The sequence below is a fragment of the Streptomyces sp. BE20 genome (assembly GCF_036322525.1).
Lineage (GTDB): Bacteria > Actinomycetota > Actinomycetes > Streptomycetales > Streptomycetaceae > Kitasatospora.
Window position 1 is genome coordinate 51,479 of sequence record NZ_JAQYWW010000533.1, and the last position, 13,429, is coordinate 64,907.

Consider the following 13,429-nt stretch of genomic DNA (forward strand, 5'->3'; position numbering starts at 1 on the left):
CGCAGGGGAGACGGAGGAGAGGGTGGGGCGGAGGGCAGGGCAGGGCGGAGGGTCTGCGCTGATCAAGATCCTCGACAGGTCACCGTACGCGGCAGTGGTCGCGGGCGGAAACGATTTGACGACGCGGACCCGGGGAGGAGCTTCGGTGCCGCTAGGGTGACCTCCGTGACAGGGGTGAACGGGGCACTGGTCGGGGGTCGCTACCAGCTGCGGGAGTTGATCGGCCAGGGCGGCATGGGGCGGGTCTGGCGCGGTTGGGACACCACCCTGGGACGTGACGTCGCCGTGAAGGAGGTGCTGCTCCCGCAGGGCGTCACCGAGGCCGAACGCGAGCAACTGGTCCAGCGCGTGCTGCGCGAGGCGCGGGCCGCCGCGCGGCTCAACCACCCCGGGATCATCACCGTGCACGACGTCGTCGAGCACGAGGGCGCACCGGTGATCGTGATGGAGTTCGTCACCGGTGTCTCGCTGGCCGCCGCGATCTCGCGGGACGGCGCGCTGCCGTTGTCGCGGGTCGCGCTGATCGGCGTGGCGATGGTCAAGGCGCTCCAGCAGGCCCACGCGGCCGGCATCGTCCACCGAGACCTCAAGCCGGACAACGTCCTGCTGATGGGCGACCGCGTCATCCTCACCGACTTCGGCATCGCGCACATGGCGGACGCCACCACGGCGCTCACCCGTACCGGCGCGGTGATCGGCACGCCGGCCTACATGGCCCCCGAGCAGTTGGAGGGGAGGCCGCCGGCGCCTGCCAACGACCTGTGGTCGCTCGGCACGACGCTGTACGCGGCGGTCGAGGGCGAGACGCCGTTCAGCGGGGACACGTTCGGGGCGCTGTGCGTGGCCGTGGTGACCAAGGAGCCGCGCCCGCCGTTGCGGGCGGGCGGGCTGACGCCGTTGCTGGGCGCGCTGCTCGCCAAGGACCCGGCGCGGCGGCCGACGGCGGAGCAGGCGCTCGCCGCGCTGGAGTCGGTCGTACGGGCCGGTGCGGGGCTGGTGACGGGGCCGGTCCGGCCGGTGGAGCCGACGCCGACGGCCCCGGGCGGGTCGCCGTCGCCGCCGTCGCCCGGCGCGTCGTCAGGGGCGCCGGCGGACGGGTGGCAGTCCCGGGCGGCGGGCGGGGCGTGGGTCCCGGCGCAGCCGTCCGCCGTACCGGCGGTGACGGCGGGCCCGCCGGCGCAGCCGTTCGACGGTGCCGTCGGCGCGCCGACCGGAGCGTTCGGTGGTTACGGAGGCGGCTACGGGGGCGGTTACGGCGGCGGTGCGGGTGGTTCCGGCGGTGGTCACGGCGGCGGCCCGGGTGGTTACGGAGGCTACGGCGTGCCCGGTGGCTACGGCGGCCCGAACCAGGGCTACGGGACGCCCGTCCCGGGCTACGGCGCGCCCGCCGAGGGCTACCCCGCGCCGGCCCCGGGCCACGGCACACCTGTTCCCGCCGCCGCCCCCACCGCGACCCCGGCTCCCGCCGCCGCCGACCGTCCGGTGCCGCATCCGGCGTCGGCGATGCTGGTGCGCTTCATCGGCTGCATGGCGCTGATCTGGATCGTCGGGTCGACCCTGCCGTGGAACTACCTGGACCTGGTGGACCGGGACTTCGTGCCGGTCGCCCTCGGCGTCACGGCCGCGCTGGCCCTCGTGCACGCGGTCCCGCGTCCGCGCTGGCACCCGATGGCCGTCTGGGCGGTGGCCGTCGTCGCCGACGTGGGGCTCTGGTGGCTGACCGGGTCGTTGCTGGAGTACTGGTTCGGCTACTGGGAGACCGGTTTCGGTTCCCTCCCGTGGCAGATCGCCGTCAACATGCTGATCCTCGGCACCGGTGCCTGGCTGCTCTGGCTGGTGGTCCCGGGAAGCCGTCAGCAGGCCGCCCGCAGCCGGAGCTGACGCCCCGGCAGGGTGCGGGCGGGCCGCTGCGCGCGGTTACTCCTCCGGTGGTGCGAGGACGGCCGTGATCACCCGGTTCAGCGCCCGGTCGAAGGTCGCGTCCAGGTCGCTCGCGGGCGGCCCGGTGGTGGCGAACGCGGCGGCCAGGTGGGGGTATTCGCCGCTCCCGGCGGCGCGGGCGAGGTAGCCGACGAGGTCGGTCTGCCACTGGGCGCCGGCCGCCGCCGTCCGCTCGTACTGCGCGTACTGGCAGATGAACCCGTTGAGCAGTGCCAGGGCCTCCATGCGTGTGCCGCCGTCCAGGCCGCTGGGCTCGGTGACGGCGAGGAAGTGGTCGGTGTAGCGCAGCGCGTTCGGGCCCAGGCCCGGGCGGGCGATCACCAGGGCGGGAAGCCAGGGGTGCCGGCGCAGCGCGGCGAGCTGCTCGTGCCCGAGCCTGTGGAGGTCGGCGCGGCAGTCGCCGGTCGGGGTGAGGGTGCTGTAGTCGTACTCGCCGACGGCGGCGTCGAGCATCAGGTCCAGCAGGTGTTCCTTCTTCGGCACGTAGTTGTAGAGCGACATCGTGCCCGCTCCGAGCGCGGCGGCCACCCGGCGCATGGAGACGGCGTCCAGGCCCTCGGCGTCCGCGACGACGATCGCGGCGGCGGCGATCGACGCGCGGCTGTGGGCGGGCCGGGGGCCGCGTCCGGTGCGCTCGGGGCGCAGCCAGATCAGCTCGGGTGCCTCGGCGGGCAGGGGGGCGGGTGTTCTGCCGCCGGGGCTTTCGGGTCGGCTCGCGGGTCGTTCTCCGGTCCGGTGTCCGGACGGCGGATTGCTGGTCGGCACTGATTGATCACCTCGGTTCCCCATTCTAGATACGTACGACGTACGTAGTACGATGTGCTCACGCTCGCTTCTGCGTACGCTGTACCTAGTGAGAGGGAAGAGCCATGTCCGACACCAGTCGGTCCACCACCGCCACCGAGATGATCGGCGTCGAGAAACGGTTCGGCGCCACCCGCGCCCTGCGCGGCCTCGACCTGGTCGTCCCCGCGGGCACGGTCTGCGGCCTGCTCGGCCCCAACGGCGCCGGCAAGACCACCGCCGTCCGCGTCCTCGCCACCCTCGTCGCCCCGGACCGGGGCGCCGCCCTCGTCGCCGGCCACGACGTGGTCCGCGAGCCCGAGGCCGTCCGCCGCAGCATCGGCCTGGCCGGCCAGCACGCGGCCGTCGACGAGGGCATCACCGGCCGCGACAACCTGCGCCTCCTCGGCCGGCTGCACCACCTCGGCGCCCGCGCCGCCCGGGCCCGCGCCGACCGGCTGCTCGACGACTTCGGCCTCACCGGGGCCGCCGACCGGCTCGTCCGCACCTACTCCGGCGGCATGCGGCGCCGGCTCGACCTCGTCGCCAGCCTGGTCACGGCGCCGCCCCTGCTCTTCCTCGACGAACCCACCACCGGCCTCGATCCGCGCAGCCGGCAGCGGATCTGGTCCTTCGTGCGGGAGTTGGCGGACGGCGGGACCACCGTGCTGCTCACCACCCAGTACCTGGAGGAGGCCGACCGGCTCGCCGACACCGTCGTGGTCGTCGACCACGGCGCCGCCATCGCCACCGGGCCGCCCCGGCGGCTCAAGGCGGCGATCGGCAGCCGGATCTCGGTCACCCTCGCCGACCCCGACCGGCTCGGCCGGGCCGCCGTGGTCCTGGCGGCGCTCGCCGGGACAGGTGACGTGCGGGTCGACCACGTCGAACGGACGGTCGAGGCCGTCTCGCGGCCGGGTGTGGAGGTGCTGCTGCCCGGCCTCGTACGGGAGCTGGACGCGGCGGGGGTGGTGGCGCTGGACGTCGCGCTGCGCCCGCCGTCGCTCGACGACGTGTTCCTCGCGCTCACCGGGGGCTCCGGCGCGGGCGCCGCCGGTGCCTCCGGAGCGGCGGTCGAGGGCGCCGCCGGGACCGGGGGGAGGGCCGCCTGATGGCCGCTGCGACGACGCCCGCCCGGCCCGCCGCACCCGCGCCGGTGATCCCGCCCGCCGCGGTCCGGCTGGTGTCCGACACCTGGTCGTCGATGCTCCGCGTCCTGCTCAACTACCGCCACTCGCCCGGACTGCTGGCCGTCTCGCTCGCCGTTCCGGTGGTCATGGTGGTGGTGTTCGGCTACGTGTTCGGCAGTGCCGTCCGGATCCCGGACTCCTCGTCCGGCGGCGTCGGTGGCAGTGGCGCCGGCGCCGGGAACTACCGGGAGTTCCTGATGCCCGGCCTGTTCGCCCTGGTGGCGGTCAACGGCATCATGCCCACCATGATCGGCGCCGCCCGTGACGTCGGCCGCGGCGTGACCGACCGGCTCCGCTCGATGCCGGTCTCGCGCACCGGCCTGCTGCTCGGCCAGGCCCTCGCCGACCTGCTGATCAGCGCGCTCGTCCTCGCGCTCCTGGCCGCCGTCGGACTCGCCGTCGGCTGGCGGATGCGCGGCGGACCCGCCGACGCCGCAACGGCGTTCGGGCTGCTGCTGCTCTTCCGCTTCACGATGACCTGGCTCGGCCAGCTGCTCGGCCTGGCCGTGGGGAAGGAGGAGGCGGCCGGACAACTCGCGATCGCGGTCTTCCCGTTGGCGATGGTGACCAACGCCTTCGTGCCGACCGGCGGGATGCCCGGCTGGCTGCGGACCGTCGCCGACTGGAACCCGATGAGCGCGGTGGTCCAGGCCGGCCGCGAGCTCTTCGGCAACCCGTCCGCGCCGGGCTCCGCCTGGCCGATGCAGCACGCCGGTCTCGCCGCCGTGCTCTGGTGCGGTGTCCTGCTGGCGCTCTGCGGTCCGCTCGCCGTAAGGAAGTTCGCCACCCACGGCCGGTGATCGACCGGGTGTGCGAAACCTGCGGTACCCGGGTGTCACGATACGAAATGTGCTGGACACCACAGCCGGTGCGTCGGAGGGTTGGGCCCCATGGAGTACACCCACCTCGGCCGCACCGGCCTGACCGTCTCGCGACTCTGCCTGGGCACCATGAACTTCGGCCCGCACACCGAGGAGCCCGACGCCCATCTGATCATGGACAACGCCCACGAGCGGGGCATCAACTTCTTCGACACCGCCAACGGCTACGGCCGTGACGCCGAAGGCAACCACAAGGGCCGCACCGAGGAGATCATCGGTCGCTGGTTCGCCCAGGGGGGCGGGCGACGGGAACGGACCGTGCTCGCCACCAAGGCCTATGCCCCGATGGGTGACTGGCCGAACGACGGCAGACTCTCCGCCCTGGCGATCCGCCGCGCCGTCGAGGCCAGCCTGCGCCGGCTCAACACGGACCACATCGACCTCTTCCAGATGCACCACATCGACCGGGACACCCCGTGGGAGGAGATCTGGCAGGCGATGGAGGTCCTGGTCGCCCAGGGCAAGATCATCTACGTCGGTTCCAGCAACTTCGGCGGCTGGCACATCGCCCAGGCCCAGGAGGCCGCCCGCGCCCGGCACTTCCTCGGCCTGGTCAGCGAGCAGTCCCTCTACAACCTGCTCGACCGCACCATCGAGCTGGAGGTCGTCCCCGCCCTCCAGCACTACGGCCTCGGGCTCCTCCCCTGGTCCCCGCTCCGCAGCGGCGTCCTCAGCGGTGCCCTGCGCAAGGAGCGCGAGGGCGGCCTGGTCCGCGGCGCCCTCCAGCACGCCGGCGAGATCCTCGACGCCAACCGCGACCGCATCCAGGCCTACGAGGACCTCGCGGACGAGATCGGGGAGCACCCCGCCGACCTCGCCCTCGCCTGGCTCCTCAGCCGCCCCGCCGTCACCGCCCCCATCGTCGGCCCCCGCACCCTCACCCACCTCGACGCCGCCGTCCACGCCCTCGACGTCAAGCTCGACGACGACCTCCTCGCCCGGCTCGACGACCTCTTCCCCGGCCACAAGCCGGCCCCGGAGGACTACGCCTGGTAGGCCCGTCGGATGCGTCCGTCGGCTGCGTCCGGCTGACGTGAGTCGTCGGCCGTTCGGGCGCGCGCAGCGGACCGCACGGTGCCACCCCGCAGGCCGCAGGTGCCCGCGGGGTGGCCCGGTCGCGCCCAGGAGGGCCGGCCGTACGGCCGGTGCGGCGTGGCTCGGCGCGGGTGCCTCAGGTGCGGACCTCGGACGCGTGGTCGGTCCGCCAGGTGTATTCCATCTGGCGGGCGGTCCGAAGGGCGAGCTGCCGGCCGAAGAGCCGGCCCACGATGTGCAGGGCGGCGTCGATGCCCGCGCTGATCCCCGCGGAGGTGACGATGTCGCCGTCGTCGACCCACCGGACGTCGGTGCGCACGTCGATGCGCGGCCGGCGGCGGGCCAGCTCCTCCTGGTCCTCCCAGTGGGTCGCGGCCGGTCGGCCGTCCAGCGCCCCGGTGGCGGCCAGCAGGAAGGCCCCGGTGCAGATGCTGAACGTCAGCGCGGACGTCCGCCGGCGCCGGTCCAGCCAGTCGACGACGTCCGCGTCCGCCTCGACGGCCGTGGTGACGCCGCCGGGGATCACCAGGACGTCGAAGGGCGGATCGTCCCGGAGGGTGTGGTCCGCCACGATCGTCAGCCCACCGCGGGCGCGGACCCGGCGGTCGGCCGCCGCGACCGTCACCACGCGCAGCAGCGGTTCGTCGTCGGCCGTCCGGGCCAGCCGGCCGGCGGTGCTGAAGACCTCGAAGGGGCCTCCCGCGTCGAGGACCTCGACCTCGTCGAACACGAGCATGCCGAAGGTGAGCGGAGCAGGGGCGTCAGGTTGCATGCCCCAAGGCTCGGACCTCGTGGAGGCACCCGACGAGTGCCGGAAACGGCACGCACCGCTAGGATCCCGTCGTGCGCCACCACCGGATCGCCTGCCTCGCCTTCGACGGGATGGCACCGTTCGAGCTCGCCACGGTCGCCGAGGTGTTCGCGGTCTCCAGGCCGGAGCTGGACGTGGACCGGTGGTACCGGTTCGAGGTCTGCGCCGAGGTGCCCGGGCCGCACCGCGTCGTGGGCGGCTTCGACATCGTGGTGCACCACGGCCTGGACCGCCTCCGCCACGCCGACACCGTCATCGTCCCCGGGGTCCCGGACGTGCGGCGCGACGTTTCCCCGGTGGTCCTGAAGGCGCTGCGGGACGCGCACGCGCGCGGCGCGCGCATGGTCTCGATCTGCGGCGGCGCGTTCGCCCTGGCCGCCGCGGGCCTGCTGGACGGCGGCACGGCGACCACGCACTGGCGGCACGCCGCCCTGCTCCAGGAACGCCATCCGGAGGTGACGGTCGACGCGTCGGTTCTCTACATCGACAACGGATCGGTGGTCACCGCCGCCGGCACCGCCGCGGGCATCGACGCCTGTCTCCACCTCGTCCGCAGGGACCACGGCCCCGACATCGCCGCACGCGTCGCCCGCCGCATGGTCGTGGCCTCGCACCGCGAGGGCGGGCAGGCGCAGTTCGCGGAGCGTCCGGTGAGCCCGGCGCCGTCCGACGACCCGATCGGCAGCGCCATGCGGTACGTGCTGGACAACCTCCACCGGCGTCTCACCGCCGGTGAACTGGCCGGTGTCGCGCACCTGTCGGTACGGCAGTTCGAACGGCGTTTCGCCGCCGTGGCCGGTCTGCCCCCGGGGCGCTGGATCACCCGGCAGCGGGTCCGGGCCGGCGCGGAGCTGCTGGAGTCCACGGACCGTCCTGTCGACGCGGTGGCCGGTCGTGTGGGCCTGACCGTCGCGGGCTTCCGCCACCACTTCCGGGAGACGATGAGCGTCAGCCCCTCGACCTACCGGCGCCAGTTCCGGCGCTGAGCGGTGTCCGCTCCGTCTCCGGTGGCCGGTTGGACCTCCTGGTGGGTAGCTGGTAGCACTGCGGACATGACGGAGAGGCCCGCGGGGCGGGGGACTTACCACCACGGGGCGCTGCCCGAGACGCTGGTCGGGGTGGCGTTCGACCTGCTGGACGAGCAGGGGCAGGACAAGCTCAGCATGCGGGAGGTGGCGCGCCGGGCCGGGGTGTCGGCGGGGGCGCCGTTCCGTCACTTCGCCGACCGGCAGGCGCTGTTGACGGCGGTCGCGGACCGGGTGCTGGCGGACTTCGAACGGTGGCAGTGGGCGGAGGTGGAGGGCAGCGAGGGGGCGGCGCTGCGGGCGGTCGGGCTGGGCTTCGTCCGGTACGCGATCCGGTACCCGCACCGGTTCGAGCTGGTGCGGTCGCGGGTGTTCGCGGCGTCCAGGCACCCGGAGCTGCGGGAGCGGCTGTCCGGGATCGACCAGGCGTACACCGAGGTCATCGTCGCGGACCAGGAGGCCGGTCGGCTGCGGCCGGGTGATCCGGCCCTGGTGGGGCTGGCGGGGCAGGCGCTGGTCTACGGGCTGGCGCAGATGATCGCGGACGGGTACCTGCCGGCGGAGAAGGCCGAGGAGCTGGCCGCGCAGGTGCTGGACACCTTCGGCCGGGGTGTCGCCAACCTGCCCTGAACGCAGGGTTGTTGTGCTTGTGCAGAGGGTTGACCGGGTTGGTGCGCGCTGATGTAATCACTGCTCACATGAGGGCCGACGACTGCGCCGAGGGCGCGGGGAACCGGGGGCAGACGTGTTCGCGAAACCGACGCCGGGCTACACCACCTCCGCTGCGACCGGGGACACCGTGGTCCTCCTCATCGGCATGCGGATCAACCGGTTCTGGGCCGTCCACCACTGGGGCCCCGTGATGCTGGCGATGTTCCGGATGCTCTACGAACTCGCCGGGGACCCGGGCCGCGGGCTGCGCGGCCGCATCCTGCTGACCGCCTCGCCGCGCACGTACTACGTCGTCCAGTACTGGGAGTCGAAGGAGAGCCTGTACCGGTACGCGGCCGCGCCGGACGCCTTCCACCACCGGGCCTGGGGGATCGTCAACCGCAAGCTGAAGGCGGGCCGGGTGCGGGGGCACGTCGGGCTCTGGCACGAGACGTACGTCGTGCCGGAGGGGTCGTACGAGTCGATCTACTTCGACATGCCGCCCTTCGGGCTGGCGGGCGCCACCGGGGTGCTGCCGCTGGAGAACCGGGGTCGGCGGGCCACGGACAGGTTCGCCTTCCGGTCGGCGCCCGAGGGGGCGCGGACGGCGCCCGGGGGCGCGGCGGGGGTGGAACCGGCGGCTGAACCGGTGGCGGGCTGCCCGGTGGCGGAGGCGCCGGCGGTGGCGTCGGCCCCGGCGGGTTCGGTGGCGTCGATGGTGGCGAGCCCGGTGGCGGAGGCGCCTGTGGGGGCCGGCCCGGCGGAGAAGGCGGCTCCGGGCGACGGAACCCCGCGGTAGCGGCAGTCCGTCCGGTGGCCGCCGCGGCGCCCACCGGACGGGCCCGGGGGTCAGGCGGTGGCGGCCGGGAGCCCGATCGGGTTGATCGGGGGCAGTGCGGTGCGACAGAGCGTCGAGATCGGCTTGAGCGCCGCGACGAGCCGGTCGAGTTCGGCGCGCGGGTTGTTCTCCCACACCCGGGCGGCGGCCAGGTCGGTGGCCGCCTCCAGCGCCTGGTGCCGGATCCGGCCGCACTCGGTGATGGTGCCGCGTTCGGTGATCCAGCCCCGTTCGATCAGCCGGGCGGAGGCCGCGTCCCACTCCTCGTCCGTCCAGCCGCGCAGCGGCTGGAGCACCTCGCGCCGCACGTCCAGGGCGCAGCGCACCACCAGGGCCTCGCAGCCGTCCAGTCCGGCGGAGACCAGCGCGGCGACGTGCCCGTCTCCCCGGTGCTCGCGCATCACCGTGGCCGCCTGCCAGAGCCGCCCGTACAGACCGGCCGGGCGGGGGAGGGCGGCGTTGGCGGCGGCCAGGACGCGTCCGGCGCAGTCGAGCCGGGAGACGGCGGTCTCCAGCAGGTCGGCCACCAGCTCCACCTGGGCCGGCTTCACGTGCTCCAGCAGCCGGGCCAGGGCCGCCGAGGCGCCCTCGGCGCGGGCGGCGAGGGCGGTGTCCGGGTCGGCCAGCTTCCAGATCGCGGGGAGGGCGCGCTCGATCGGCGCGGGCGCGAAGTTGAAGAACGCGGCGATCACCGGCGGCGCGTCGACCTCGCCCAGCGGGGCGGCACGGCCGCCGAAGTAGCCGCGCGCGACGCCGTGGAGCCCGGCCGCCTCGAACGCGGCGCGGCCCTCCGGCGTGAAGTAGGTGACGGCGTGTACGGGCTCGAAGAGCCACCAGAGGGCACGGGCGGGGTGGACCAGATCGGCCAACGGAAGACCTTCCTCGGAGGGCGCGCAGGGAGCGCGGGGGAAACGGGGAGGTACAGGGAGGTGCGGGCGGTACTGGTGGTGCCGGCGTGACCGGTGGTTCTGGCGCTACCGGGCGGTGCGGGGTGGAGCAGGTGGTGCACGGAGGGGTCGGCGGGGACGCGGCGGGGTGGTACCGGTGCAGGTGTCGCACCGTACGGGGGTTGTCGTACAAGGCTGATGACCACGGCGGCGGTCACGATAACCCCCTCGGGGGTGTGATGAGGGTCACGGGGAGGTCTCGTTGGTGACGCCCCTGCGACGGAGCGCGAGATGATGGGGCGAGGCGCCCGGTCCGGGTGCCCGAACCCTCGCAGGACGGCCCTCGCACGACGGCCCTCGCACGAAGGCAAGAAGAGGTAGGTACCAGCCCCCATGGCGCAGATCAACCCCAGCATCCTGTCAGCGGACTTCGCCCGGCTCGCCGAGGAGGCCGAGGCCGTCAGGGGCTCGGACTGGCTGCACGTCGACGTGATGGACAACCACTTCGTGCCCAACCTGACGCTGGGCGTGCCGATCGTCGAGTCGCTCGCCCGGGCCACCGACATCCCGCTCGACTGCCACCTGATGATCGAGGACCCGGACCGCTGGGCCCCGCAGTACGTCGAGGCCGGCGCCGGTTCGGTCACCTTCCACGTCGAGGCCGCCGCCGCGCCGATCCGGCTCGCCCGCGAGATCCGGGCCAAGGGCGCCCGCGCCTCGATGGCGCTCAAGCCGGGCACGCCGATCGAGCCGTACGAGGACCTGCTGCCCGAGCTGGACATGCTGCTGATCATGACCGTCGAGCCGGGCTTCGGCGGTCAGGCGTTCCTGGACATCATGCTGCCCAAGATCCGCCGCACCCGGGAGCTGATCGCCAAGCACGGGCTGGAGCTGTGGCTCCAGGTGGACGGCGGCGTGGCCGCGAGCACCATCGAGCGCTGCGCCGAGGCCGGCGCGGACGTCTTCGTGGCCGGCTCGGCGGTGTACGGCGCGGAGGACCCGGCGGGGGCGGTCGCCAAGCTGCGGGCGCTGGCGGACGGGGCGACGGCGGACGCCTGGTGGGCCTGCGGGCACTGAGCGGGTGCTGGGCGGTCGCTGACCTGTCGTTGCGCGGTCGCTGAGCGGGGGCGCCCGACGGTGCCCGGGCGCCGGGTGCCGAGCCGTCCGGTGCCCGGCGGTCCGGCGCTCTGCCCTCCGGCGCTCCGCCGTCCGGCCGGGGCTCGACCTGCCGGTTTCCGACCGTTCTCCACCACTTCTCCTCCGCCTCTTGACGGCTTGCGACCGGTTCGGTGAGAACCGGCGCGGCCGCTCGACGTACAGTGCTGGCTGACTGTCGGAGGGGAGAATCGTGGACCTGGACCACCAGGGGAGTGGACGGACCGGAACGAGCGCCAGGGCCGCCGTACCGCCGCCGCCGTCCTCGCCGCCCACTGTCGGCGCCGACGCACCGCCCCCGGGAGCCGGAGACCCGCCGGCGGGTGCGCCGGGGTCGGCGACCGGGTTCGAGGCGTCGGGCGGCCCGGGGCTGCCGGGCAGCACCCGGACGCTCGGGAGGCGCGGATTGCTGAGGGCCGGACTGGGGCTCGGTGGCCTCGCCGTCGTCGGTACCGGTGCGACCCTGGCGTTCTCCGGCGGCGAGCCCGACCCGGTATCCGGAGCGGGCCCGACCGGCGCCCCGGGAGCCTCGGGCTCGCCCGGCGCCGGAGCCGGACCGACGTCCGCAGCCGCCTCCGGCCGGCCCGGCACGCCCTCGGCGCCGGCGGTCCCGGCGGTCGTCCCCTCGCTCCGCAACGAGGAGCAGCGCTCGGTGGCCCGGAACGGCGCCACCGTGAAGATGATCACGATCGTGCCGCAGGGCCCCACCGTCCCGCCCGCCGCCGAGCTGCCGGTCTGCATCGCCCTGCACGGGCGCGGCGCCACCGCCCAGGCGTGGACCGAGCTCGGCTTGCCGCAGATCCTGGTCGCCGCGATCGCGGCCGGCGTCCCCCCGTTCGCCGTGGTCGCCCTCGACGGCGGCGACGCGACGTACTGGCGGCGCACGCCGTCCGGCGACGACCCGCAGCGGATGCTCCTCGACGAGCTCCCCGGGTGGCTCGCCGCCCGCGGGCTGCGCGTCCCCGGCGCCGCCATGGGCATCTCGATGGGCGGCTTCGGCTCGCTGCGCTACGCCCGCAACCGGGGCACGGGCTTCGGCCCGGTGGCCGCGCTCAGCCCCGCGCTGTTCCGCACCTGGAGCGACGCCCGGGCCGTCGGGGTCTTCAAGGACGAGGCCGACTGGCGCGAGCACGAGCCGCTGCTCCACCAGGAGCAGCCGCACGGCCGTCCGATCGGCGTCTGGTGCGGCACCGAGGACCCGTTCTGCGACGCCGCCCGCAAGCTGGTCGGCGACACCGTCCAGGCGCGCTTCACCACGGGGGCGCACGACGCCGCGTACTGGCGCCGCATACTCCCCGACGTGGTCTCCTTCGTCGGGCACGCCCTGACGAACCGCCCCGCCGGCTGACGGGTCGCTCACGCCGCCCGGACCGCCCGGGTGGAGGATCACCCGGCCCTGGTGGAGGATCGTTCCCGACGACCCCGAGACCGGGCCGGGCGGCCGACCGGACGACCCCTCGTCCGGCCTCCCCGGCCCACCCTTCCCCGACGGTGGTGGATCCGACGTGAGCAACCTCGACCTCAGGCCCGCCCCGACCAGCTGCGGCGGTGAGGCCGGCGCCGGCCCGGTGAAGGAACTCCTGCCCGCCCGCAGCGTCCAGCTGGGCGAGAGCACCGTGGTGCGCCGGCTGCTGCCCAGCCTCGGGCGCCGGATGGTCGGTGCGTGGTGCTTCGTCGACCACTACGGGCCGGACGACATCGCGGACGAGCCCGGCATGCAGGTCCCGCCGCACCCGCACATGGGCCTGCAGACCGTCAGCTGGCTCCACCAGGGCGAGGTCCTCCACCGCGACAGCCTCGGCAGCCTGGCCACCGTCCGCCCCCGCGAACTCGGCCTCATGACCTCCGGCCGCGCCATCTCCCACTCCGAGGAATCCCCCCGCCCGCACGCCCGCCTCCTGCACGGCGCCCAACTCTGGGTCGCCCTCCCCGACACCCACCGCCACACCGCCCCCGCCTTCGAACACCACCCCGACCTCCCCCACGTCACCGCCCCCGGCCTCGACGCCACCGTCATCCTCGGCACCCTCGACACCGCCACCTCCCCCGGCACCACCCACACCCCCCTCGTCGGCGCCGACCTCACCCTCACCCGGGGCGCCCACCACCGCCTCCCCCTCGAACCCGACTTCGAGTACGCCGTCCTCACCATGTCCGGCCACACCGAGGTCGACGGCGTCCGCCTCGACCCCGGCGCCATGCTCTACCTCGGCACCGGCCGCCCCCACCTCC

Annotated in this window: 12 protein-coding genes and 1 pseudogene; 10 read left to right on the top strand and 3 right to left on the bottom strand. The window is 74.6% G+C overall.

Going from position 1 to position 13,429, the window contains the following annotated elements:
- The first annotated feature begins 165 nt into the window (after positions 1-165).
- Positions 166-1,881 (top strand): serine/threonine-protein kinase, encoded by a 1,716-nt coding sequence (locus PUR61_RS08640; protein WP_329877408.1) that lies wholly within the window; start codon positions 166-168, stop codon positions 1,879-1,881.
- A 36-nt stretch (positions 1,882-1,917) separates the two neighbouring features.
- Here the strand turns inward: PUR61_RS08640 and PUR61_RS08645 are convergent, their stop codons facing one another.
- Positions 1,918-2,706: a TetR/AcrR family transcriptional regulator gene (locus PUR61_RS08645; protein WP_329877410.1), complete on the bottom strand. Its 789-nt coding sequence runs from the start codon at positions 2,704-2,706 to the stop codon at positions 1,918-1,920.
- 104 nt (positions 2,707-2,810) lie between these two features.
- Here PUR61_RS08645 and PUR61_RS08650 point away from each other — a divergent pair, with 104 nt between their 5' ends.
- From PUR61_RS08650 to PUR61_RS08660, 3 genes are all read left to right on the top strand, one after another.
- Entirely contained in the window at positions 2,811-3,836 is a 1,026-nt protein-coding gene (locus PUR61_RS08650) for an ATP-binding cassette domain-containing protein (protein ID WP_329877412.1), read from the top strand.
- The gene (locus PUR61_RS08655; protein WP_329877414.1) at positions 3,836-4,714 is read left to right on the top strand and encodes an ABC transporter permease; all 879 of its coding nucleotides are present in this window, start codon (positions 3,836-3,838) and stop codon (positions 4,712-4,714) included. The genes PUR61_RS08650 and PUR61_RS08655 overlap by 1 nt, the downstream gene beginning before the upstream one ends.
- Before the next feature lie 90 nt (positions 4,715-4,804).
- On the top strand, positions 4,805-5,791 hold the full coding sequence (locus tag PUR61_RS08660; protein ID WP_329877416.1) for an aldo/keto reductase: 987 nt from the start codon (positions 4,805-4,807) through the stop codon (positions 5,789-5,791).
- A gap of 175 nt (positions 5,792-5,966) precedes the next feature.
- Here PUR61_RS08660 and PUR61_RS08665 read toward each other — a convergent pair whose 3' ends face one another.
- Positions 5,967-6,602 (bottom strand): DJ-1/PfpI family protein, encoded by a 636-nt coding sequence (locus tag PUR61_RS08665; protein ID WP_329877418.1) that lies wholly within the window; start codon positions 6,600-6,602, stop codon positions 5,967-5,969.
- Between the two features lie 71 nt (positions 6,603-6,673).
- Here PUR61_RS08665 and PUR61_RS08670 point away from each other — a divergent pair, with 71 nt between their 5' ends.
- The 3 genes and pseudogenes from PUR61_RS08670 to PUR61_RS08680 form a co-directional block, all read left to right on the top strand.
- Positions 6,674-7,627: a helix-turn-helix domain-containing protein gene (locus PUR61_RS08670; RefSeq protein ID WP_329877420.1), complete on the top strand. Its 954-nt coding sequence runs from the start codon at positions 6,674-6,676 to the stop codon at positions 7,625-7,627.
- A gap of 66 nt (positions 7,628-7,693) precedes the next feature.
- Positions 7,694-8,296 (top strand): TetR/AcrR family transcriptional regulator, encoded by a 603-nt coding sequence (locus PUR61_RS08675; RefSeq protein WP_329877422.1) that lies wholly within the window; start codon positions 7,694-7,696, stop codon positions 8,294-8,296.
- A 115-nt stretch (positions 8,297-8,411) separates the two neighbouring features.
- Positions 8,412-8,903, top strand: a pseudogene (locus PUR61_RS08680) (DUF4188 domain-containing protein); the annotation flags it as partial.
- A gap of 263 nt (positions 8,904-9,166) precedes the next feature.
- Here PUR61_RS08680 and PUR61_RS08685 read toward each other — a convergent pair.
- The gene (locus PUR61_RS08685) at positions 9,167-10,024 is read right to left on the bottom strand and encodes an SCO6745 family protein (RefSeq protein WP_329877424.1); all 858 of its coding nucleotides are present in this window, start codon (positions 10,022-10,024) and stop codon (positions 9,167-9,169) included.
- 411 nt (positions 10,025-10,435) lie between these two features.
- Here PUR61_RS08685 and rpe point away from each other — a divergent pair, with 411 nt between their 5' ends.
- The 3 genes from rpe to PUR61_RS08700 all read left to right on the top strand — a co-directional run.
- Entirely contained in the window at positions 10,436-11,119 is a 684-nt protein-coding gene (rpe, locus tag PUR61_RS08690; RefSeq protein ID WP_329877426.1) for a ribulose-phosphate 3-epimerase, read from the top strand.
- A 484-nt stretch (positions 11,120-11,603) separates the two neighbouring features.
- The gene (locus PUR61_RS08695) at positions 11,604-12,545 is read left to right on the top strand and encodes an alpha/beta hydrolase (RefSeq protein ID WP_329877428.1); all 942 of its coding nucleotides are present in this window, start codon (positions 11,604-11,606) and stop codon (positions 12,543-12,545) included.
- Between the two features lie 157 nt (positions 12,546-12,702).
- On the top strand, positions 12,703-13,429 hold a 727-nt coding region (locus PUR61_RS08700; protein WP_329877430.1), incomplete at its 3' end, for a pirin family protein.